The organism is Streptomyces sp. NBC_01549 (genome assembly GCF_026339955.1).
Taxonomy (GTDB): Bacteria; Actinomycetota; Actinomycetes; order Streptomycetales; family Streptomycetaceae; genus Streptomyces.
This window is the reverse complement of record NZ_JAPEPW010000001.1, coordinates 2,033,534-2,054,992: the sequence shown is the minus strand read 5'-3', so window position 1 is coordinate 2,054,992 and position 21,459 is coordinate 2,033,534. Positions and strand designations below refer to the sequence as shown.

Here is a 21,459-nt window from a genome sequence, read left to right as displayed (position 1 = left end):
CCTACCCGCTCCGCTGGCTCAATTCCGTACCGACGAATCGCTGAACGCCGAATAGTTCCCGCCCGTACCCGGAAGGGAGAACCGTCACAGTGCGGTCTCCGTACGACCCCGCTGGTTCCCTGCGTGGGGACCCCTCTTTAGTCTGACCCTGTCAAGACCATTGCGGGGCAACGTGAATCAGATGCAGGGCCTGCTCCTCGCGGGCCGCTACCGGCTCGTCGAATCCATCGGCAGTGGTGGCATGGGGCGGGTGTGGCGTGCGCACGACGAGGTGCTGCACCGCGCCGTCGCGGTCAAGGAGTTGACGGCCGCGCTGTACGTGACGGAGAGCGACCGGGCCGTGCTGCTGGCGCGCACCCACGCCGAGGCGCGGGCCGCCGCCCGGATCAACCACTCGGCCGTCGTCACCGTGCACGACGTCCTGGACCACGACAACCGGCCCTGGATCGTCATGGAGCTGGTCGAGGGCAACTCGCTGGCCGACGCGATCAAGGAGCAAGGGCGCATCGAACCGGCCGAGGCGGCGCGGATCGGGGTGTGGGTGCTGCGCGCCCTGCGCGCCGCGCACTCCGCGGGTGTACTGCACCGTGACGTGAAGCCCGGGAACGTACTGCTGTCCTCCGACCGACGGGTGTTGCTGACCGACTTCGGGATCGCGCAGGTCGAGGGCGACACGACCATCACGCGCACCGGAGAGATCGTCGGCTCGGTCGACTATCTGGCACCCGAGCGGGTGCGCGGCCACGACCCCGGTCCGTCCGCCGACCTGTGGGCGCTCGGCGCGACGCTGTACACGGCGGTGGAGGGGCGGTCGCCGTTCCGGCGGACCTCGCCGCTGACCACCATGCAGGCCGTGGTCGACGAGGAGCCCGCGCCGCCGCAGCACGCGGGTCCGCTCGGCCCCGTCATCACCGCGCTGCTCCACAAGGACCCCGCCGTACGGCCCGGTGCGGAGGAGGCCGAGCAGATGCTCGCCGAGGCCGCGGAGGGGCGCCGGCCGAGCGCGGCGCAGGCGTATGTGCCGACGCAGCAGCACGTGGATACGGGCACCATGGGGATGGGCGCGCAGCGGATGGCGCCCTACGGGACGGGGGCGCACGGCACGGCGCCCCATGGACCGGGGGCGCACGGACCGGGGGCGCACGAGACGGCGTCGCACGGGTCCGTGGCGCACGGATCGGGCGCGCACGGGGCGACGCCGACGCTTCACGCGCCGGTGCCCGGGGTCATGGGCGACGGCACCGGCACCCGGGGTGCGTCCGGGAGGCGGCGCCGCGGTCGTACGATCGCCCTCGCCGTCGTACTCACCACCCTGATCGGCGGTGGCGGCGCCGTGGCCATGAACTATCTGAACGGCGCGCGGACCGCGGACACGCACGACAGCGCCTCGTCCGGCACCGCGAAGCCCAGCACCACCAAGCCCGGGAGCACCCCGACCGCGACTTCGGGCACTCAGGAGCCGTCCGGCGCCGTACCGGACTCCTGGGTGCGGCGGGACGACGCCGAGGGCTTCACCATCTCCCTGCCCGACAAGACCTGGCAGCGGCAGGCCAACGGCAGCCAGGTCGACTACACGCCCGACGGCGGCGAGCACTTCGTCCGCATCGCCATCGACGACTCGCCGGACTTCCCCACTCCGTACGCACACCAGCAGGACCTGGAACAGCAGTTGACCAAGCTGGCCGACTACCGCAAGGTGCTTTTGCAGTCCAACACGTTCCGCGACTGCCCGGGCTCCCTGTGGGACTTCACCTGGACCGCGCTGCCGAATCAGACGCCGTTCCCGGGCAAGCGGCGGGCGATCGAGGAGACGTACCTCAGTCGCGAGGGTGTCGAGTACGCGATCTACATGTCCGCGCCGGCGGCGGACTGGGGCATCGCGCGCCAGCAGTTCGACGTGATATTGCGCGGCTGGCTCCCCAAGACGTGACGGGCCGGAGGAGCAGTACGGGCGTGAACTGGTCGCAACTGGTCTGACGAGGCCGGATAACAGCCATCGCGGGAGCAGGGACCCGGAGCGGATCCGTCCGGTGCGGCATGATGGGGCGCATGGGGACCGAGGGGGAGAACGTCCGCGTGATCGCCGGCCGTTACCGGCTGGAGGCCAGGATCGGGCGGGGCGGCATGGGCGTCGTGTGGCGCGCCACCGACCAACTGCTCGGCCGGCAGGTCGCGGTGAAGGAACTCGCCCTCGACGACTCGCTCTCCGACGACGAGGCCCGGATGCAGCGCGACCGCACCCTGCGCGAGGCCCGCGCGGTCGCCCAGCTGCACCACCCGCACATCATCGTCGTGCACGATGTGGTCGAGGAGGCCGAGCGGCCGTACATCGTCATGGAGTTGATCGACGGCGGCTCGCTCGCCGAACGGATCTCCGCCGGCGGTCCGGTCGACGCGCGCGAGGCTGCTCGGATCGGCCTGGCCCTCCTCGGCGCGCTGCGCCGCGCGCACGACGCGGGTGTCCTGCACCGCGACCTCAAGCCCGCCAACGTCCTGATGGAAGCCGGCACCGACCGTGTCGTGCTCACCGACTTCGGCATCGCCCAGGTCGCGGGCGCCACGACGCTCACCGAGAGCGGGTCGTTCGTCGGCTCGCCCGAGTACACCGCGCCCGAGCGGATGTCCGGGGTCAGGACGGGCCCCGAATCCGATCTGTGGTCGCTCGGCGCGCTGCTCTGCACGGTCCTGAGCGGCGAATCGCCCTTCCGTCGTGACTCGTTGGGCGGCATCCTGCACGCCGTCGTCATGGACGAGATCCGTCCGCCCGCGCAGGCCGCGCCCCTGCTGCCCGTCGTACGGGGGCTGCTGGAGCGCGATCCGGAGCGGCGGCTCGACGCGGTGGAGGCGGAGCGGCTGCTCAAGGCGTTCCTGGAGACGGGCCGTACGCCGCGGGCCGCGTCCGCCGGTTACACGCCCACCCAGCGGGACGTACCGAAGCGGAAGCCGCCCGTCCAGCAGACCGCGCACCCCTCCGCTCCGCCGGTTCCTCGTCCTGCCGCCACGCCCGGCCGTGCGCCGAAGCGCTCGGCGCGGACCATGCTCGTCGTCGCGGCGCTGGTCGCCGCCGCGGCCGGGGCGGGCGTGTCGGCGGTGCTGCTGGTGAACCACGGCGGGGGCGGCGGTGGGGGCGGTACGTCGACTCCGTCCGCCAGTTCGGCGCCGGGGACGTCCGTGAGCGCGTCGCACTCCCCGAGCGCGCCCGGAGCGCCGGGGTCCTCGGTCTCACCGAGCCCCGCCCCCACGGTCACCGTCACCCGGCGGCAGACGCCGACCGCCGCCTCCGGTACGGCGCCCTCGGGCTACCGGACGGTCCATGACCCGGACGGGTTCTCGCTCGCCGTGCCGGACGGCTTCACACGCGACCCGGAGGGCGAGCGGATCTTCTACATGTCGCCGGGCCAGACCTTCCGCCTCGGCATCAAGGTGACCGACCCCGAGGCGGGTGGTCCGCTCGGGGTGATGCGGCGAGCCGACGCCGACGGGCCGTCCACGAACCCGGGCTACCACGACGGCACCGTCACCTCGACCACGCACGACGGACAGCCCGCCGCGCTCTGGGAGTTCACCTGGAACGGGTTCGCCAAGGCGGAGGGCGCGCGGCACACGTACGACCTCTGCTGGGAGCGGGGCGGCCGGATGTACGACGTGTGGGTGTCGGCGCCGGTCGGCAAGGTGACGGAGGCGAAGGAGTACTTCGACGTGGCGCTGGACACCTTCGTGGCCTCGTAGGCGGGAGATAAACGGGAGATAAGGGGCGGCCGCGTCACGGGTCTGTGACCGGTGTGCGACGGGCCTGGCTGCCGGAGAGCGTGCCGCGATAGGGATGGACCCATGAGCAACAACGGGGGAGTCCCTTACGGGTCCGACGAGCCGACGAGTTTCGTTCTGCAACCGCCGACCCGGGTCGCCCCGGTGCCGACGGTCGAGTCCGCGCCCGCCCCTGACCCCGAGCCCGGCACCGGGAGGCTCATCGCGGGCCGCTACCGACTGCTCGGCAAGCTCGGGCACGGTGGGATGGGGACGGTCTGGCGGGCCAAGGACGAGACCGTGGACCGAGAGGTCGCCGTCAAGGAGCCGCGCGTCCCGGACCACCTTCCCGAGCGTGAACGCGCCAATGTCTTCGAGCGGATGCGCCGCGAGGCGCGCGCCGCGGCCCGGCTCGACCACCCGGCGGTGGTCAACGTCCATGACGTCGCGGTCGTGGACGGACAGCCCTGGATCGTCATGGAGCTGGTGCGGGGCCGCTCGCTGGGTGCCGCCCTCCAGGAGGGCACGATCGGGGTGCGTGAGGCGGCGCGTATCGGTCTGGAGGTGCTCGGCGCGCTGGAGGCCGCGCACGCGGCGGGCGTCCTGCACCGGGACGTCAAGCCCGACAACGTGCTGCTCGGCCCGCACGGCAGGGTCGTCCTCACCGACTTCGGCATCGCGCAGATCGAGGGCGAGACGAATCTGACGGCCACGGGCGGCTTCGTCGGGTCGCCCGAGTACATCGCTCCGGAGCGGGTGCTGGGCCAGCGTCCGGGCCCGGCCTCCGACCTCTGGTCGCTCGGTGTCGTCCTGTACGCGGTCACGGAGGGCGTGTCGCCCTTCCGCCGCAGCAACACGCCCGCGACGCTCCAGTCCGTCCTCAACTCCACCCCGGCGGCGCCCGCTTCGGCACGGGGGCCGCTGGCGGAGGCGATCAACGGACTGCTGGACAAGGACCCCTCCCGCCGCCCGGGCGCGGACCGGCTCCGCCGGCTGCTGGAGGAGGCCGCCGCGCCGCCCGTCCCGGAGCCGACGCAGGTGGTGCAGATCGCGGGTCCGGGCGGCAAGGGTCTGCGCGTGCGCCGTAAGCCCCTGTTCATCGGCCTCGGCGCGGCGGTCGTCGTGGCGGCGGTGGCGGCGTACCTGGTGCTCGCGAATCCCTTCGCGGGGCCGCTGCCCGACGACTGGAAGAAGCACCACGAGAACGACGTCGCCGCGACGCTGGCGGCGCCCGCGGGCTACCAGAGATCGACGCCGGACCGGACGTCGGACAAGGGGCACTGGGTCACGTACACCGACTGGAGCGGCAGCATCTGGATCGGCCTGACCCTGGTCAAGAAGTCCGAGGACACGAGCCATCGGATCAAGGACTCCTCGGCCGCCGAGATGTACGCCGACAACGACGACTTCAAGGACAGCGGCGCGTACGAGCTGAGCATGCCCAAGGCCCCGCGGACGGACCCGGAGGGCGCGGAGTACCACGGCAGGCAGGCCGCCGAGAACACCGTCGCCTACACGACCACCGACAGCCAGAACCCGCGCCCTCGCGAGGTGAAGATCTTCTACTACAAGTCGTCCAAGGGCGACATGTACAAGCTCACGGTCGGCTATCCGGGCAAGGGCGACTTCACGGCACGTGGCCGTGAAGTCGCCAGGACGGCGATCGCGAACCTGGACATCGACCAGTTGTAGAGGGGCGACGAGCGGTCAGGCGAGCTTGCCGGCCTGGGCCTTGATGAGCTCGGCGGGGATGCCGTACTCCTTGGGCTTCCCGTCGGCGAGGAACGCGGCCAGGTTCATCGAGTAGTACGTGGCCACCGTGCTGCCGTGACGCACCGCCTCGCCGTGCACGACGATCTTGTCACCGTCCGCGACGCCGGTCACGGCGAAGGCGACCGACTCGTCGCCGCTGCCCGAGGCCTTCTCGGCCTCGACCTTGGTGAACTTCTGGGCGTCGTCCTTCGCGCCCTTCGCCGTGGCCGTGAACCCGCCCGCGCAGCCCTTGACCGCGTCGGAGACCGAGGACATGGCCTTCTGGGCGCCGTCGCCCTCGTACGAGGAGAGCGAGACGATGGTGAGCGTCCCGCCCAGGGTGTCGGTGATCGAGTTCAGCGCGTCGTCGAGCTCCTCCTCCGTCATGTCCTCCATGCTCTTGGTGGAGGACGCGCTGGGCTTGGCCTCCAGCGGCGTGGCCATGGTGTTGACGTACGTGGTCGAGTCGCCCGGCGCGAAGCCGGTGAGGACATAGGCGAGCGGCGCGCACTTGTCGTCGACGACGGTGATCTCCTCCTTGGAGGAGGCGAACCGCTCGGACTGGTCGGCCGCCGCGAAGCGGTACCTGTCGAGGTCGCCCTTGCCGACGAGCCGCTTCTTCAACTCGGCGCCGCTCAGGGCCTTGACCGTGGTCGTCGCTCCCTTGCCGCCGGTCGCCTTGTCACCGGAGCCGGAGTCCGAACCGGAGTCGGAACAGCCTGTGGCCAGGGCGAGCGAGAGTGCCGACGCGACCACTGCGACGCCCGGGCGCGACAGCACGGATCTCTTCATTCTGGGGAAGTCCTTCGGTGTGCGGACATGACCGGCCGCGCTGGCAAGCGCGGCCGGTACCTGCCGTGTACATGAGGTGAAAGGACTACGTGGTAAAGGTCAAGGGAGCGTCAAGTCGGTAAAGTGCCGCCCGAGGCGGTGGGGGTCAGGACGTCAGCTTGCCGGTGACCGCCTTGATCAGATTCGTCCTCGCGACCTGCAGGGCGAAGCGATTCCCGGCACCGGGGACCGGCTTGGCGTACCAGGGCAGGCCCAGGCGGCGCCACTTGGCGGGGGCCAACTTCTTCGGGAGTGCCGGGAGGGGCAACGCCCACTCGCCGAGGCGTAGTTCGCCGCTCCACTCGCCGGTGGTGAGTTCGGTGGCCCTCACCCGCACGACTAAGCCTTGATCCACCGGCCGGCGTCTTGTGGATAGCGGCTAGAAAAACGAGGAAGTGCCTTGTGACCTGCGATGATGGGAGTTCTTCAGGCTTCCAGCACGCACGATCGGCAAGGCACTTCCGAGATGAAAGTTTCCCATACATCGGCGGCGGTCTCCGCTGCGTTCGATGACCCGAATCTGATCGCGTATGCCGGGCTGGTCCCGGTGATGCGCCTGGCCGAGCGGGGCGGTCTTTCGCGTCTGGTGGCCGAGAACGTGAAGCTGACCGGCGCGAGCAACAGCGCGGGGGCGGCGGCGGACGCCAAGGTCACCAGCATCGTCGCGGGCATGGCCGCAGGTGCGGACAGCATCGACGACCTGAACGTTCTGCGCCATGGTGCGATGACGGCCGTGTTCGCGGGCATTCGTGCCCCGTCCACGCTGGGCACGTTCCTGCGCTCGTTCACCCACGGTCACGCTCTCCAACTGCACGCCGTTCACCGCCGGTTCCTTGGCGCGCTGGCCGCGCATACCCCGCTGCTGCCCGGCGCCGACGCGATGGCATTCATTGATGTCGACTCCACCCATAAACGGGTCTACGGCCGGGCCAAACAGGGTGCCGAGTACGGCCGGTTCAAGGGCATCCGCACCCTCCACCCCCTGCTCGCCACCATCTGCACGCCCGGCTCCCGCCCGGTGATCGCCGGAGTCCGCATGCGCCGCGGCAAGGCAGCCGACTCCCGCGGCGCCCCGAAGTTCGTCAGCGAAGCCCTGGCCACCGCCCGGGAGGCCGGCTGCACCGGCACCCGCATCCTGCGCGCCGATTCGCAGTTCTACAACGCCGGTGTGATCGCCGCCTGCCGCCGGGCCGGAGCCCACTTCTCGATCACCACCGGCATGAACCCCTCCATCAAACGGGCCGTCCTCGCCATTCCCACCGAAGCATGGCAGCAGATCACCTACCCGACCGCGGTGCCAGACCCCGAGACCGGCGAACTCATTTCGGACGCCGAAGTCGCCGAGATGCCCGCCTACACCGCCTTCGCGAGCCGCAAGAAGAGCGAGCAAGTCACCGCCCGGCTGATCGTCCGCCGGGTCCGTGACCTCGCCAAACCCGCCGTCGTAGGTGAGCAGGGCGAACTGTTCCCCGTCTGGCGTTACCACCCGTTCTTCACCGACAACCCCGCCCCCACCCTCCAGGCCGAGCGGGAACACCGCCACCACGCGGTGGTCGAACAGGTCATCGCCGACAGCAAAGCCTCCGCACTGACCCACCTGCCTTCCGGACACTTCCACGCCAACGCCGCCTGGCTCACCCTGTGGGCCATGACCTACAACCTGCTGCGGGCCACCGGCGCGCTCACCTCCGCCTTCCACGCCAAGGCCACCACCGCCACTCTCCGTGCCCACCTGGTCCAGATTCCGGCCCGGATCGCCCGCTCCGCACGGCGTATCACCCTGCACCTGCCACACAACTGGCCCTGGCAGCACGCCTGGACACATCTTTTCGACACCGCCCACGACCCACCCGGACCCGCCTGACGACCCTGCCCACCCCGCCCGCCAAGGCCCAACCGGAACCGAACAACGTGGAAATGCTGGGCAGACCAGCGGGTGCCACCTGCCCGCCCACAATCACCGCCCCGAAACCGGCTCAGGATCAGTCAGAAGATCATTTTCAGACCACGTCGGTGGATCAAGGCTAAGGTGCCGTCACCGTGGACGGCGGTGAAGGAAGCGCTCCCACCGTGACCGTCGTCCAGGACCACGGCCAGCGCGCTCTCCGGGTACTCGGCGAGGGTGCACCGCCCGGCGATCTCCAGCTCGGTGGGCGCGCCGGTGGCCCAGCGGACGCCGTCCAACCGGAGGTGCGACCGCACGCCGTGCTTCTTCTCGCCGAGGTCGAGCGTGAAGTTGCCGTGCGGGTTGGTCGTGTAGAGGGTGACCGCCCGTATGCCGGCACCCGTGTCGACCACCCGTGTGCTCGCCTTGCCGGACACGTCGTCGGCGCGTCTGCTGCCGATGCGGACCTCGCGCGACACGCCCTGGGCGCCGACCGTGAGCGAGATGTCCCAGAGCCCGTCGTCGAGGGGCTTACCGTCGGCGGCGGTGGTGATGTCGACGACCGCCTCGAACCCGGCCAGGTCGTACGCGTACGCGCCCTCGTCCGCGTCGGCGCCGAGGCCCGGTGTCGCGGTGTGCGTGACGGGCAGCCGGAACTCCGTGCCGCTGTCGCGCTCGCGCAGGACGAGGCCGGTGGTGACGTCCCGCGTTTCCACACGGTGCAGATAGGCGTGACCGGCCAGGTGAAGCGCGGTGCCCCGCAGTTCGGCCCGGCTGACGTGATGGCGGATGCCCAGCTGGCCCGTGACGTCGTAGCAGGCGTCGGGGACGGCGCGGACGGGGTCGCGCAGGAAGGGGTAGCGGGCGTAGGCGCGGCCGCCGTCGAGGAGGACGGGGGTGGCCGCCTTGCCGTCGGCCAGCCCTTTCTCGAACTGCACCAGTTCAAGTACCTCGTCCAGCATCCCGTGCCGTACGAGGTGCAGTCGGACCCGGGCCATCGCCGAGAGCCGGTCGTTCATCCCCTCGTGCCACAGCGGGGCGATGATCTCGGCGATCTCGGCGAGGGACTTCAACTGCTGCGGGCGAGGTTCGTGTACCAGATGGCTGTCGAGCACATGGGGCACGTCGACGGTGAGGTGTCGGTGCGCCAAGTGGTCGCGGCCGGGGCCGGGCGGCACGTTTTCCAGGATCAGGTCGACCATGGCGGCGAGGAACCGCAGGCGGGGCTCCGAACCCTTGGTGCGGACAGTGATGTTGCCGCCGTCGTCCCGCAGGGTGCAGAACAGGCAATCGTAGTCGGCGATCACGGAGATCCCCGACGCGTGCAGGTACGCCAGGGCTGTGAACGGCTGGTCCTCGCCGACGGGCATGCCGGTGGGGAAACGCAGCGCGTGCCGTTCCAGCAGCTCGCGGCGGAACAGCTTAAGCGGGTTGAGGGCCCAGTAGACGCGGGAGCTGAAGACATCGGTTTTCGGCTGGTTGCTTCGGAACATCGACATGGGCAGGCCTCGTCCGCCGATACCGACCATCTTGCCGAGCACGATGTCGGTACCGTTTTCCTCCGCCATGGTGACCATGCGTTCCAGGGCCTCGGGTCCCAGATGGTCGTCGGCGTCGAGGAAGAACACGAACTTCCCGCGAGCGAGGTCGAGCCCGGCGTTGCGCGGCGCTGAGGGGCCACCCGAATTCTCCTGGTGGACGACTTGCAGGAGCCCCGGGAACTCGTCGGCGAGACGTTCGAGTTCCTTGGCCGTTCCGTCCGTCGAGCCGTCGTTGACCGCGATGATTTCCAACGCGTCCCGCCCGATGGTCTGTTCGGCCACGGAGGTGACGGAACGCGTCACATAGGGCATCGCGTTGTAGGCAGCGATAATCACCGAAACGGTGGGGCCGGCCATCTTCAGGATCTCCAAGTAGTCCGGGGTACCCCTTCTTTTCATCGACTCGGCGATTTCTCTCGACGTCGCCGAGTGCGTAAACGAAGGGGTCAGAAATGCTGGGAAGACATCATGATTCAGCCGTACTTTTACTGACGTTTCTCGCGAAGCCGGCCTTTTGCCTCAGGACTTGAGCTTGCCGGAGAGCGCCCTGACGAGATCCGTCTTCGCCACCCGCAGGGCGAACCCGTCACCGCTGCCGGACATGGGCTTCGCGTACCAGGGGGCGCCTCGACGCCGCCACTTGGCCGCCGCCAGATCCTTCGGAAGCCGGGGAAGGGGCACGGACCAGCCGGAGAGACGTAGTTCACCGCTCCAGAGGCCGGCCGGGAGGTCGGTGGCGGGCACGCGCGCGGTGAAGGTGTCGCCGTGTGCAGTACGTGTGACCGGGAAGTCGGCGGTCGCGCCCTTGTCGTTGCGGAGCACGAGGGTCAGCGGGCCGTCCGGGTAGGCACCCAACGTCCACCGACCGGTGATCAGCAGCTCGGTGGGGGTGCTGGCGTTCCAGCGGGCCGCCTTGAGCTTCAGGTGCGACACCACCCTGTGCTTCTTCTCGCCGAGGTCGAGCGTGAAGTTGCCATGCGGCTTGGTGGTGTACAGGGTGACGGCACGAACGCCTCGAGTGGTGTCCACGACACGGGTGTCCGGTGCGCCGGACACGTCCGTGGCACGCTTGCTGCCGATGCGGACCTCGCGCGAGAGTCCCTGGGCCCCGACGGTCAGGGAGATGTCCCACAGCCCGTCGCCGAGCGGCGCGCCGTCGGCCGCGGTGTCGATGCCGACGGCGGCCTCGAACCCTGCCATGTCGTACGTGTACCGGCCCTGGTCCTCGTGGGCGCCCAGCCCCGGGGTGGCGGTGTGTGTGACGGGGAGGCGGTACTCCGTCCCGCTGTCACGCTCGCGGAGCACGAGCTCGGTGGTCACGCCGTCGGTCGCCACGCGGTGGAGGTAGGCGTAGCCCGCCAGATGGAGGGTGGTGCCGCGCAGCTCGGCGCGGGAGACGTGGTGCCGGACGCCGACCTGGTCGGTGACGTCGTAGCACTCGTCGGGGACGGCGCGTACGGGGTCGCGGAAGAACGGGTACCGGGCGTAGGCGCGGCCCTTGTCGACGACGAGCGGCGTGGCCACCCCGGACTCGTTCAACTCGTCTTCGAAGCGGTCGAGTTCGAGGAGCTCATCGAGCATCTCGTGCCGTACGAAGTGCAGGCGCAGCCAGGCCATCGCCGAGAGTTCCTCGCGCAGGCCGTCGTGCAGCAGCGGAGCGATGATCTCGGCGAGGCGGGCAAGGGTCTTGCGCTGGCTCTCACGGGTCTCGAGCTTGAGATGCCAGTGGATGAGCGTCCGCACCTCCACCGTGAGGTGTCGGTGCGCCATACGGTCGCGGCCGGGGCCGGGCGGGACCTTGTCGGTGATCAGGTCGACCATGCGCGCGAGGTAGCGCAGCCGTGGCTCGGTGCCCGAGGTGCTCGTGGTGACGTTGCCGCCGTCGTCCCGCAGGACCCAGAAGATGCAGTCGTAGTCGGCGACCACGGAGATCCCGGACGCGTACAGATAGGCACTGGCCACGAACGGCTGGTCCTCGCCGGTGGACAGATCCGTCGGGAAGCGCAGCTCGTGCCGTTCCAGCAGCTCGCGGCGGAACAGCTTCATCGGGCTGAGAGTCCAGTAGACGCGGGAACTGAAGACGTCGGTCTTCGGCTCGTTGCGCCGGAACATCGATGTGGGTGCCCCTCTTCCGCCCACACCGACCATCTTGCCGAGTACGACGTCCGTGCCGTTCTTCTCGGCCATGGTGACCATGCGTTCCAGGGCCTCGGGTCCCAGATAGTCGTCGGCGTCGAGGAAGAACACGAACTCCCCGCGGGCCAGGTCGAGTCCGGCGTTGCGGGGCGCCGCGGGTCCGCCGGAATTCTCCTGGTGGACGACGCGCAACCACTGGGGATGGATGGCGGCCAGCCGATCGAGTTCGGCGCCGGTCCCGTCGGTCGAACCGTCGTCGACGACGATGACTTCGAGTTGCTCCTGGCCGATGCTTTGCTCGGCGACCGAGGAAAGGGTCCTCGTCACATAAGGCATCGCGTTGTAGGCAGCGATGATCACCGAAACGGTGGGCACGGCCATCGTCACGTTCTCCTGGCAGGACGGGGCACGCCTCGTTTAAGGCCGCGTTTGAAACCGCGGAAGCAAGGTCCATGTGCGCGGGAGAAGGTGCCGACAGACTTGTGAATGTACCGTGAGTCGCCAGTGCGTACAACATGAATGATCAGTGAAACCTAACCTCGGGGCGTGCTTCAGGTCACTGCCTGGTGGTTGATTTGTGCACCCTCTGATCCGCGGCGACTCCGGCCCGACCGCCGTCCACACCCAGAAGATCGAGAACGACGGCACCTCGTACGGCAGCGAGTGGACGCTGTACGACGGTCTGCTGCGCCCGCGCCAGCAGCAGACCGAGAGCGACGGCGGCGGCCGCAAACCGCGCCACGGCATCGATCTTCAAGGTTGCGGGCGCGGAGAAGTACCGGACCACGTACACCTACGGTGGTGACCGGATCACGGCGAACCCGCCGGCGGGGGAGCCGACCACCACGGTCGTGTCCGGCGCGCGAGGGCGGTCGACGACGCGGAGTACCCCCCGGGGGCGACGCTGTCACCACGTCGTACGGCTACACGCCCTCTGGCCAACTCTTGAAGGTGACGGACGACACCGGGAACGTCTGGTCTTACGCGTATGGCCAGTTGGGGCGCAAGAAGCACCGCAACTTGGTGGCACGCTCACTACTACGACAACAGTCCGGTGCAGGGGCAGGGGCTGTCTGCGGCCGGTGACCTGGCGGCTGAGGCGATCAACCCGGCGAAGACGCAGTTCTTGTCCACAACGCCTGCAAGCGCAGCGACCCTGAGCGGGTGTTCCCTTTCGGTGCCTATGTCGTCGATTCCATTCCTACGCGCAGTAAATCACGGGTGTTCACGGATGAAGAGCGTGACAAGATTGACTTCTGGGATTCAGGTTCGGATGTCATACTTGCGGAATACTTGCGGCTCTATCTGCAGTGCCGTCCGTGCGGCAGTCGACAGGCCGGTTGAAGAGTGTGATGAGAGGGCTCTATGAAGCAAGGGGTTGACGGGCGTCGGTGGCTGGAGACGGACGGTGGCCCTTTTCTCCTGGCTCCGGTTTCACTGCTTCCTTCGTGGACGGGATACGAAGGTGATTACGATCTCGTAATTGAGGCAACGGATGCGGGACACTCGGAGTGCTACGCACTGCCGGGGAGAAACGTGGTGATTCTCGGAGATGAACCACTTCGAACCACGATCATGGAGTCGCGGTCGCTGATCGTCCAGTGGATCTACTCGAATTCCGAGGACGACATCCGGGTGCATGCCGCTGAGCTCGATCTCGATTCCATCGCGTGGAGTGAAGGCCCGGTGCTGGAATGTGACGGGAGCTTCGCACTCATGGATGCGGCGATTCCAGGTGCTGAGGCGACCGCGGAAAGCGTGTTCGTGATCGAAGTCGAAGCAGGCAAGGTCCGCGTCGACAGCACGGAAGTGCCGCTTGCTCCGCACTGTGCAGCGAAGCTTCACCGTCTGGTGCTGGCGAGTTCAACACCACCAGCAAGGCCAAGATTCAGAAGATGATCAACAGGGCCTTGGGGGATGACACGACCGATGGGGCATATACCTGTTGTTTCCCGACCGCGATCGGAAAGACTGCGGCAGGGGAGGACCAGTTCAATATCCGGGTCGTCGTGTGCGACCGTAAGGTGATCAGTGCCTTCCCGTCTGACTGACGTAATTCTGTCGGCGGTTCGGCTCTGATTCTTGCGACTGATGGGGCAGGGCTTCTCAGGGGAGTTGCCGTGCCCCTATATTGACACCCATGCCTTACGATGGAGGCATGGGCGTCGATGTCATTCTTATGCAGATAAATCAAAAGGGGACGAGTCCGAAAAGGCGTCAAATGGCGGTCCTTGGAATTGTTCCGGACGCCTCGGATTCCTTCGCTCGGATGTGCGCAGAAAGTGAAACCCCGATGTTGCAAAGGGTGGACCCCTACGGGTCGCTGGTCCTGACAGCGCAGCAGATGGAGCAGTTCGTGCAAGAGGTCGGCCTGCTTCGGGGGCGGACGGCATCCATGCCGAACATTTCTCAGTTGGAGCAGATCAAGATTCTCGCGGAGAGATGCATGGGTGATTCGTCGCTGGAGTTGCACCTGGAAGGCGATTGACTGTGCGCACGCCTCGGGATCTTGCGGACTGCGTTGGCTGCCGTGGCCTGATGTGTCGGAGGTGCCGGCCACATCGATGGCGGTCGGGCCGAGGTGGCTATTGATGATGCGAAGAGCAGCCCCATCAGTGGGAGTATTGGTGGGGCTGTTTCGCGTTCAGGCAGGTCGTGTCCCGTCCTATGGCCGCAGGATGGCTATCAGGGCGCCGAGTTGGCCCGGGCCAGTAATGAGGACGACCTCGGGTTCGTCGCTTTCGCGGAGGAGGATCGTTCCGGCGGGGGTGGTGGCGAGATAGACGCAGGAGGAGGCCGCCTCGCTGTAGGTGGACTTCTGCCAATTGAGTTCGGTCATGGGGTGCCTCTCCTCAGGTGTCCTTGGCGATTCGGTGGATCAGGTCGCGGGATGCCGTCGGCTTGAGGGTCGCCCGCTCCATGCGGTCCAGGACCAGTCGGTATGTCTCCAACTTCCCAGCAGCATCCATGAGTTCACTGCCGTGGCTCGTGTCCAGCTGTGCGGTGTCGAGGGCGGTTACCGGGCCGTGGGCATAGTCCAGCCCATGGCCTGCCGTCGGGAACGAAGTCCCGTCAAAGGGGATGACCCGAAGGGTGACGTGCGGCTGATCGCTGGTTTCGACGAGGTGCCGGAGCTGGCCCCGGGTCACGCCACGGCCACCGAACTGCATGCGCAGGGCGGCCTCGTGAATGATCGCGGTGTATGGCACCGGATGGTCCCGGAAGAGGACGACTTGACGCTTGATGCGATGCGAGACGCGGTGCTCGATCTCATGCGGAGCCAGCGCCGGGACCGCTTCGCCGAAGAGGGCACGGGCGTGGTCCGGCGTCTGCAGCAGGCCGGGAATGTTGATGACCTGGGCGACTCGCAGCGCGGTGGCGTGGTGCTCCATCTCGGCCAGGTCCAGGTGGGGTGACGGCAGGACGTCGCGGTACTCCTCCCACCAGCCACGGGTGCGGTCGGCGCCCATGTCGGCGAGGGCGTCGACCAGCGGCTGGTCGGTGCAGCCGTAGATGCGAGCGAGGGTCCGGACTCGGTCGGCGCTCACGCCGAAGCGGTTGGCCTCGATATTGCTCATCTGACCCTGTGTCGTGCCCAGGGCGCGAGCTGCCTCCGCCGCGGTCATGCCCGCCCGCTCGCGCAGTCGGCGCAGTTCGATGCCGATGCGGAGGCGTCGCGCTGACGGCGCGCTCCTCGGTGCCATGTCCTCGCTCCGTTCCGTACACCTGGCGTAGTGGTCACTCACACGAGGTAAATGCCTGAAGGTTTTGCAGTGTCTAGCAAATCCTTCAGCAGTCGCAGTCTACGGTGAGTCTCAAGCCGTTCAACTGGCCCCGCCCGTAAGCCGGAAGCGCACCGCACGCGACATGCCACCGCCCGGCCGGACCCGTGGAGCGAACCCAAGTTCACCCACCGCAGGAGGCGTTCATGGTCACCGTATCCCCGCAGAAGTCCGATGCGTCCGCATCTTGGGCCTACGCCCTTCAGTTGCCGCATGATCCGCTCGCGCCGCGCATCGCCCGTGTCACCCTCAGAGCCGTACTCGCCGGACACGGCATGCCCCAATTCACCGACACCGCCGAACTGCTGACATCGGAACTCGTCACGAACGCCTACCGCCACTCCACCGGCCCCGCCACACTCCGCCTCCGTGCCCTCGGCGATACCCGCCTCCGCGTCAGCGTCTGGGACGCCGACCCCCACATCCCGCCTCCCTTCGACAAGGGTTCCGGTCCGCTCCACCCCGTCCACGCCGAGGCGGACGGCGGGCGCGGGTTGTTCCTCGTATGTCATTACGCGGACGCATGGGGCGGCTACCCGCTCGGCGACGACCTCTTCGGGCGGGGTGGGAAGCTGCTGTGGTGCGAGCTGGGACCGCGGGCCGACGAGCAGGCGGCCGCAGCGTGAGGGCCCACCGCTGCGAGCGGCGCAGTCCGCGCGGCGCTACCGTGGAGGCAGCGACACGCCCTGTAATCGGTGGAGGACCGCGGTGACCATCATGAGCGAGCGTCCGGCGGCCATAGACGCTCCTCCGGCCGGAGCCTTCGAGGACATGCTCCGGACCGTTGAGGAGCTGGACACACCTGACGGCTACAAGGCCGAACTCATCCGGGGGAAGATCGTCGTGTCGCCGTGGTCGAAGCTGCGTTACCTGCGTCCTATGCGGCGGCTGCGCGGCCAGGTGGAGGCTCACGCGCCTGAAGGGCATGTTGCGGAGACGTCACCGTTCCTATTCGTGTTTCCGCCTGCCGAGCGCGGCTTCGGTCCCGACCTCTTTGTCGCCGACGAATCCGCCTTCGAAGCCGAAGGCCGCCACGCCGACGGTGCCGCGCTCTCCCTCGTCGCGGAGCTGACCTCCGCATCCACCAAGGACGCCGACTGGCTCGACAAGCTGGACACGTACGGGCGCGTCGTCCCCGTGTATCTGGTGCTGGACATGCAGGTGGGGGAGATCACCGCGTTCTGGGATCCTTCCCCGAAGGGCTATCGGTCGCGGACCACGGTCACCTTCGGTACGTCCCTGCACGTTCCCCCGCCCTTCGACTTCGACCTCGACACCTCGGAGTTCGCGGCCGGAGCGGACGTGGAGAGCTGACCGACCCGGGCGGCCCCGAATCGAGACCGGCTGCCTGAACAACGCGCTGATCAGGGCATTTACTGCCAGTGCCCACTGGCGTGGTGTGTGCAGTCGGTGAAAGCGGGTTACCAACGGGTACCCAAAGCCCCCGCTCCGTCATACGCTGCGGCTCATGACGGACTCGCAGGCCTCGGAAATCACCGGCACGGACAAGTCGGAAACGACCGGCACCAACCCCCTCGCCCCCGCCCCCGTGGGCGCCCGCACCGCCGCCGACGTGGTCACGCCCGAGCTGGTCGCGCAGCTCACCAAGGGTGTCGTGGGCTCCGGACGGACCGCCAACCACACCCCGTTCACCGGCGAGAAGCTGGCCGACCTGCCCGAGTCCACCCCCGAGGACGTACAGGAGGCCTTCGAGCGGGCCCGTAAGGCGCAGGTCGCCTGGGGTGCTACGCCCGTACGGCAGCGCGCCGCGGTCCTCCTCCGCTTCCACGACCTGGTGCTCGCCCGCCAGGCCGAGGTGCTCGACCTCATCCAGCTGGAGACCGGCAAGGCCCGGCTGCACGCGCACGAGGAGGTGCAGGCCGTCGTCGTGGCCGCCCGCCACTACGGCAGGAAGGCTCCCGCCTACCTCCGCCCCAAGCGGCACGCCGGGGCCATGCCCACCCTCACCAAGGTCACCGAACTGCGCCACCCGCGCGGAGTCGTGGGCCAGATCGCGCCCTGGAACTACCCCCTCGAACTCTCCGTCGGCGACGCGCTCCCGGCCTTCGTCGCGGGCAACGCGGTCGTCATGAAGCCGGACACCGAGACCTGCCTCACCGCTCTGTGGGCGCGCGACCTGCTCGTCGAGGCCGGGCTGCCCGCCGAGGTGTTCCAGGTCGTCATCGGGGACGGGCCGGTCGTCGGGCCGGAAGTCGTCAAGCACGCCGACTACGTCTCCTTCACCGGATCCACGCGGACCGGTCGCGAGGTCGCCCAGGGCGCCGCCGCCCGGCTCGTCGGCGTCTCCCTCGAACTCGGCGGCAAGAACGCCATGGTGGTTCTCGATGACGCCGACATCGACAAGGCCGCCGCGGGCGCCGTCCGCGCCTGCTTCTCCTCCGCCGGTCAGCTCTGCATCTCCATCGAGCGGTTGTACGTCCACGAGTCCATCGCCGACACGTTTGCGGAGCGCTTCGCCGCCCGGACCAAGGCCATGCGGCTCGGCACCTCCCTCGCCTACGGCGCCGACATGGGCTCGCTGGTGGGGGAGCGGCAGCTGGAGACCGTGACCCGGCACGTCGAGGAGGCGGTCGCGAAGGGCGCCAAGGTCGTCGCCGGTGGCGTGGCCCGTCCCGACATCGGCCCCTACTTCTACGAGCCCACCATCCTCGACGGCGTGGAGGCCCCCATGGCCGTCTGCAACGAGGAGACCTTCGGGCCCGTCGTCTCGCTCTACCGCTTCAAAACGGACGACGAGGTCGTCGAACTCGCCAACTCCACGTCGTACGGCCTCAACTCGTCCGTCTGGACGAAGGACGGACGGCGCGGACGCGCGGTCGCGGCGCGGCTGCGCACCGGCACGGTGAACGTCAACGAGGGGTACGCGCCCGCGTACGGCAGCGTCCAGTCGCCGATGGGCGGCATGAAGGACTCCGGCCTCGGCCGCCGGCACGGCTCCGAGGGCATCCTCAAGTACACCGAGGCGCAGACCGTCGCCCAGCAGCGGCTGCTGCCGATGGCGCCCTCGCTCGGCATGGACGACGAGAAGTACGCGGAGTTCATGAGCCGCAGCCTGAGGGTGATGAAGGCGCTCCGGCTGCGCTAGCGCCCCGTAAGGGGCGCGGGGAACTGCGCGAGCAACCACGGACGACCCGCAGCGAGGAGAACACGTGCCACAGGAGAAGTCTGCCCAACCGCCGGTAGGCGACCCGTACGACTACGACGTCCTCGTCGTCGGCTCCGGCTTCGGTGGCTCGGTCACGGCCCTCAGGCTCACCGAAAAGGGCTACCGCGTAGGCGTGTTGGAAGCAGGCCGTCGCTTCACCCGCGACGCGCTGCCCAAGAACTCCTGGGACATCAAGAACTATCTGTGGGCGCCGGCGCTCGGCATGTACGGCATCCAGCGCATCCATCTGCTGGGCAACGTCATGGTGCTGGCGGGCGCCGGAGTCGGCGGCGGCTCCCTGAACTACGCCAACACCCTCTACGTACCGCCGAAGGCCTTCTTCGGCGACCCGCAGTGGAAGGACATCACCGACTGGCAGGCGGAGCTGAAGCCGTACTACGACCAGGCCCGCCGCATGCTCGGCGTGCGGCTCAACCCGACGATGACCCCCTCCGACGTCCATCTCAAGGCGGCCGCACAGCGGATGGGCGTCGGCGACACCTTCCACATGGCGCCGGTCGGCGTCTTCTTCGGCGACGGGCAGGACGCGGACGGCACGGCGAAGGCCGGGCCCGGCGGTGAGGTGGAGGACCCCTACTTCGGGGGCGCCGGACCCGCCCGCAAGGCGTGCACCGAGTGCGGCGAGTGCATGACCGGCTGCCGGCACGGCGCGAAGAACACCCTCAACGAGAACTACCTGTACCTGGCGGAGAAGGCGGGCGCGGTCGTGCACCCGATGACGACCGTCGTGTCCGTCACCGACGACTCGCAGGGCGGGTACGCCGTCGCCACCCTGCCCACCGACGAGAGGCGCAAGGGCGAAGGACGGACGTTCAAGGCGCGCAGGGTCGTCATCGCCGCGGGTACCTACGGCACGCAGACACTGCTGCACCGGATGAAGGCGGGTGGCCAACTGCCGTACCTCTCCCCGAGGCTGGGCGAGCTGACCCGCACCAACTCGGAGGCGCTGGTGGGCGCGCAGACCGACAACCGCCGCTACCGCAAGGCGCACGGCACGCCCAGGGCCGACTTCACCCGGGGTGTCGCCATCACGTCGTCGATCCACCCGGACGAGAACACCCACATCGAGCCCGTCCGCTACGGCAAGGGCTCGAACGCCATGGGCGGCCTGTCCATCCTCCAGGTCCCGTACGCGGAGGGTTCGTCGAGGGTGGCGGGATGGCTGGCGAACGCCGCGAAGCACCCCCTCCTCGTGCTCCGCTCGCTCTCCAACCGCCGCTGGTCCGAGCGGACCATCATCGGGTTGGTGATGCAGTCGCTGGACAACTCCCTGACGACGTATCTGAAGCCGAAGGGCGCGGGGAAGGGGCTGCTGACGGCCCGACAGGGGCACGGCGCGCCCAACCCCAAGCAGATCAGGGCCGCGTCCGAGGCCGCGTCGGCCGTCGCCGCGGAGATCAACGGCTTCGCGGGCAGCAACGTGGGCGAGCTGATGGGAACCCCGCTCACCGCGCACTTCCTGGGCGGCTGCCCGATCGGCGACTCCCGTGAGACCGGCGTGATCGACCCGTATCACCGGCTGTACGGCCACCCGGGCATCTCGGTCGTCGACGGTGCCGCGGTCTCCGCGAACCTCGGGGTGAACCCGTCGCTCACCATCACCGCCCAGGCCGAGCGGGCGATGTCGTACTGGCCCAACAAGGGCGAGGCGGACCCGCGTCCGGTGCCGGGAGCGGCCTACGAGCGGCTGAATCCGGTCGAGCCGCGCTCGCCCGCCGTCCCCGCGGACGCCTTCGGCGCGCTGAAGCTGCCGTTCCTGGGGATGCCGACGGTGCCGCCGAAGTCGTAGGCGGCACGCCGGGGCGGACGGCTCATGTGAACGCGGAGAAGGAAACGCGAAGAAGGACCTGTGCCCCCCTCCGAGCCCAGGTCCTTCTTCTCTTACGAGGCGTGATGCCTACGTGGTCTGCCGCCTACCGCTCAGGCGGTCGCGTCACCCGACTTGCGGCGACGCACCACGAACACCGCACCGGCACCGGCGACGACGGCGAGACCGCCGACGAGCGCGATGGTCGGCAGGGCGGAGGAGGAACCGGTCGCAGCGAGGCTGCCGGTGGCCGGGATCTCGGCGGCGCCACCCTGCGGCTGCTTGCCGCCGGACGGCTTGTCGCCCTTGCCGGGCTTGGCCTGGCCGGGGTTGTCGTTGCTGGTGCCGGGCTTGAGGACGGTGAGCTCGTAGAGCGCGAACGCGCTGTGGACGCAGTTCTGCTTCTGGTCCGCGTAGCCACCCAGTCCGAGGGCGTAGCCGTCTCCGGCGGGCGCCTTCGCGCCGATGTTGACGCGGAGCTTGATGGCGACGGTCTGCTTGGCATCCAGCGAGGTCTCGCCGAAGTAGAAGCCGTTGCCGACCTCGTCGGCGATGGACTCCCACGTCTGGGACTTGGGGTTGAAGTACTCGAGCTGGGCGTAGGTGCTCAGCCAGTCCTTCTCGTTGTCGCTGTCCGCGTAGTTGTCGACGGTGGCGAGCCACTGGACCTGACCGAGGCTCTGGTCGCTGTGGTTGGCGGCGGTCAGGGTGAAGTTGTGCCAGCCGCTGCCCGCGACGATCTTGCCGGGCAGGCCGGAGACGGCCAGCGACAGCTGCGAGGTCGGGTCCAC

General features: G+C 68.7%; 19 protein-coding genes. 12 read left to right on the top strand and 7 right to left on the bottom strand.

Annotated elements, in window-relative coordinates; translation table 11 throughout:
• Window positions 1-181: 181 nt before the first annotated feature.
• From OG819_RS08820 to OG819_RS08810, 3 genes are all read left to right on the top strand, one after another.
• Entirely contained in the window at window positions 182-1,930 is a 1,749-nt protein-coding gene (locus OG819_RS08820) for a serine/threonine-protein kinase (RefSeq protein ID WP_266648840.1), read from the top strand.
• Between the two features lie 119 nt (window positions 1,931-2,049).
• A complete protein-coding gene (locus tag OG819_RS08815; RefSeq protein WP_266648838.1) occupies window positions 2,050-3,729 on the top strand; it encodes a serine/threonine protein kinase in 1,680 nt (559 codons plus the stop codon).
• 102 nt (window positions 3,730-3,831) lie between these two features.
• Window positions 3,832-5,439 carry a serine/threonine-protein kinase gene (locus OG819_RS08810; protein ID WP_266648837.1) on the top strand — a complete coding sequence of 536 codons (1,608 nt, stop codon included), beginning with the start codon at window positions 3,832-3,834 and terminating at the stop codon, window positions 5,437-5,439.
• Window positions 5,440-5,454: 15 nt separating this feature from the next.
• Here OG819_RS08810 and OG819_RS08805 read toward each other — a convergent pair whose 3' ends face one another.
• Both OG819_RS08805 and OG819_RS08800 read right to left on the bottom strand, forming a co-directional pair.
• Window positions 5,455-6,291 carry a hypothetical protein gene (locus OG819_RS08805; RefSeq protein WP_266648835.1) on the bottom strand — a complete coding sequence of 279 codons (837 nt, stop codon included), beginning with the start codon at window positions 6,289-6,291 and terminating at the stop codon, window positions 5,455-5,457.
• A 145-nt stretch (window positions 6,292-6,436) separates the two neighbouring features.
• Window positions 6,437-6,661, bottom strand: a complete 225-nt coding sequence (locus OG819_RS08800; protein ID WP_266648833.1) for a hypothetical protein — start codon at window positions 6,659-6,661, stop codon at window positions 6,437-6,439.
• A gap of 135 nt (window positions 6,662-6,796) precedes the next feature.
• On the opposite strand from OG819_RS08800, the gene OG819_RS08795 reads away from it, so the two are divergent.
• Window positions 6,797-8,194 (top strand): IS1380 family transposase, encoded by a 1,398-nt coding sequence (locus tag OG819_RS08795; RefSeq protein WP_266624488.1) that lies wholly within the window; start codon window positions 6,797-6,799, stop codon window positions 8,192-8,194.
• 122 nt (window positions 8,195-8,316) lie between these two features.
• On the opposite strand, the gene OG819_RS08790 is transcribed toward OG819_RS08795, so the two are convergent.
• Together OG819_RS08790 and OG819_RS08785 are read right to left on the bottom strand one after the other, a co-directional pair.
• On the bottom strand, window positions 8,317-10,128 hold the full coding sequence (locus tag OG819_RS08790; protein ID WP_266648831.1) for a glycosyltransferase family 2 protein: 1,812 nt from the start codon (window positions 10,126-10,128) through the stop codon (window positions 8,317-8,319).
• Window positions 10,129-10,275: 147 nt separating this feature from the next.
• Window positions 10,276-12,273, bottom strand: coding sequence for a glycosyltransferase family 2 protein (locus OG819_RS08785; RefSeq protein ID WP_266648829.1), 1,998 nt, complete (start codon window positions 12,271-12,273; stop codon window positions 10,276-10,278).
• Between the two features lie 196 nt (window positions 12,274-12,469).
• On the opposite strand from OG819_RS08785, the gene OG819_RS08780 reads away from it, so the two are divergent.
• The 4 genes from OG819_RS08780 (at window position 12,470) to OG819_RS08770 (ending at window position 14,380) form a co-directional block, all read left to right on the top strand.
• Complete coding sequence (locus OG819_RS08780; protein ID WP_266648827.1) at window positions 12,470-12,697, top strand: hypothetical protein; 228 nt, start codon at window positions 12,470-12,472, stop codon at window positions 12,695-12,697.
• On the top strand, window positions 12,691-12,978 hold the full coding sequence (locus tag OG819_RS59080) for a hypothetical protein (RefSeq protein WP_353963242.1): 288 nt from the start codon (window positions 12,691-12,693) through the stop codon (window positions 12,976-12,978). Before OG819_RS08780 ends, OG819_RS59080 begins: the two co-directional genes overlap by 7 nt.
• Before the next feature lie 279 nt (window positions 12,979-13,257).
• Window positions 13,258-13,791: an Imm21 family immunity protein gene (locus OG819_RS08775; protein WP_266648826.1), complete on the top strand. Its 534-nt coding sequence runs from the start codon at window positions 13,258-13,260 to the stop codon at window positions 13,789-13,791.
• 259 nt (window positions 13,792-14,050) lie between these two features.
• The gene (locus OG819_RS08770; RefSeq protein ID WP_266648825.1) at window positions 14,051-14,380 is read left to right on the top strand and encodes a hypothetical protein; all 330 of its coding nucleotides are present in this window, start codon (window positions 14,051-14,053) and stop codon (window positions 14,378-14,380) included.
• Window positions 14,381-14,557: 177 nt separating this feature from the next.
• Here the strand turns inward: OG819_RS08770 and OG819_RS08765 are convergent, their stop codons facing one another.
• Both OG819_RS08765 and OG819_RS08760 read right to left on the bottom strand, forming a co-directional pair.
• Complete coding sequence (locus OG819_RS08765) at window positions 14,558-14,731, bottom strand: DUF397 domain-containing protein (protein ID WP_266648823.1); 174 nt, start codon at window positions 14,729-14,731, stop codon at window positions 14,558-14,560.
• Between the two features lie 13 nt (window positions 14,732-14,744).
• A complete protein-coding gene (locus OG819_RS08760) occupies window positions 14,745-15,596 on the bottom strand; it encodes a helix-turn-helix transcriptional regulator (RefSeq protein ID WP_266648821.1) in 852 nt (283 codons plus the stop codon).
• 224 nt (window positions 15,597-15,820) lie between these two features.
• Between OG819_RS08760 and OG819_RS08755 the strand changes: the two genes are divergently transcribed.
• The 4 genes from OG819_RS08755 (at window position 15,821) to OG819_RS08740 (ending at window position 20,650) form a co-directional block, all read left to right on the top strand.
• A complete protein-coding gene (locus OG819_RS08755) occupies window positions 15,821-16,300 on the top strand; it encodes an ATP-binding protein (RefSeq protein WP_266648819.1) in 480 nt (159 codons plus the stop codon).
• 91 nt (window positions 16,301-16,391) lie between these two features.
• The gene (locus tag OG819_RS08750; RefSeq protein ID WP_266652636.1) at window positions 16,392-16,988 is read left to right on the top strand and encodes a Uma2 family endonuclease; all 597 of its coding nucleotides are present in this window, start codon (window positions 16,392-16,394) and stop codon (window positions 16,986-16,988) included.
• Window positions 16,989-17,142: 154 nt separating this feature from the next.
• Window positions 17,143-18,780, top strand: a complete 1,638-nt coding sequence (locus tag OG819_RS08745) for a succinic semialdehyde dehydrogenase (RefSeq protein WP_266648817.1) — start codon at window positions 17,143-17,145, stop codon at window positions 18,778-18,780.
• Between the two features lie 64 nt (window positions 18,781-18,844).
• On the top strand, window positions 18,845-20,650 hold the full coding sequence (locus OG819_RS08740; RefSeq protein ID WP_266648816.1) for a GMC family oxidoreductase: 1,806 nt from the start codon (window positions 18,845-18,847) through the stop codon (window positions 20,648-20,650).
• A gap of 131 nt (window positions 20,651-20,781) precedes the next feature.
• On the opposite strand, the gene OG819_RS08735 is transcribed toward OG819_RS08740, so the two are convergent.
• The gene (locus tag OG819_RS08735) at window positions 20,782-21,459 is read right to left on the bottom strand and encodes an LAETG motif-containing sortase-dependent surface protein (RefSeq protein WP_266648814.1); all 678 of its coding nucleotides are present in this window, start codon (window positions 21,457-21,459) and stop codon (window positions 20,782-20,784) included.

Coding starts and splice junctions, on each gene's coding strand:
- OG819_RS08775 (WP_266648826.1), top strand. CDS start 13,258: ATGAAGCAAGGGGTTGACGGGCGTCGGTGGCTGGAGACGGACGGTGGC.
- OG819_RS08785 (WP_266648829.1), bottom strand. CDS start 12,273: ATGGCCGTGCCCACCGTTTCGGTGATCATCGCTGCCTACAACGCGATG.
- OG819_RS08750 (WP_266652636.1), top strand. CDS start 16,392: ATGAGCGAGCGTCCGGCGGCCATAGACGCTCCTCCGGCCGGAGCCTTC.
- OG819_RS08820 (WP_266648840.1), top strand. CDS start 182: ATGCAGGGCCTGCTCCTCGCGGGCCGCTACCGGCTCGTCGAATCCATC.
- OG819_RS08795 (WP_266624488.1), top strand. CDS start 6,797: ATGAAAGTTTCCCATACATCGGCGGCGGTCTCCGCTGCGTTCGATGAC.
- OG819_RS08770 (WP_266648825.1), top strand. CDS start 14,051: ATGGGCGTCGATGTCATTCTTATGCAGATAAATCAAAAGGGGACGAGT.
- OG819_RS08765 (WP_266648823.1), bottom strand. CDS start 14,731: ATGACCGAACTCAATTGGCAGAAGTCCACCTACAGCGAGGCGGCCTCC.
- OG819_RS08815 (WP_266648838.1), top strand. CDS start 2,050: ATGGGGACCGAGGGGGAGAACGTCCGCGTGATCGCCGGCCGTTACCGG.
- OG819_RS08755 (WP_266648819.1), top strand. CDS start 15,821: ATGGTCACCGTATCCCCGCAGAAGTCCGATGCGTCCGCATCTTGGGCC.
- OG819_RS08805 (WP_266648835.1), bottom strand. CDS start 6,291: ATGAAGAGATCCGTGCTGTCGCGCCCGGGCGTCGCAGTGGTCGCGTCG.
- OG819_RS08810 (WP_266648837.1), top strand. CDS start 3,832: ATGAGCAACAACGGGGGAGTCCCTTACGGGTCCGACGAGCCGACGAGT.
- OG819_RS08760 (WP_266648821.1), bottom strand. CDS start 15,596: ATGGCACCGAGGAGCGCGCCGTCAGCGCGACGCCTCCGCATCGGCATC.
- OG819_RS08745 (WP_266648817.1), top strand. CDS start 17,143: ATGACGGACTCGCAGGCCTCGGAAATCACCGGCACGGACAAGTCGGAA.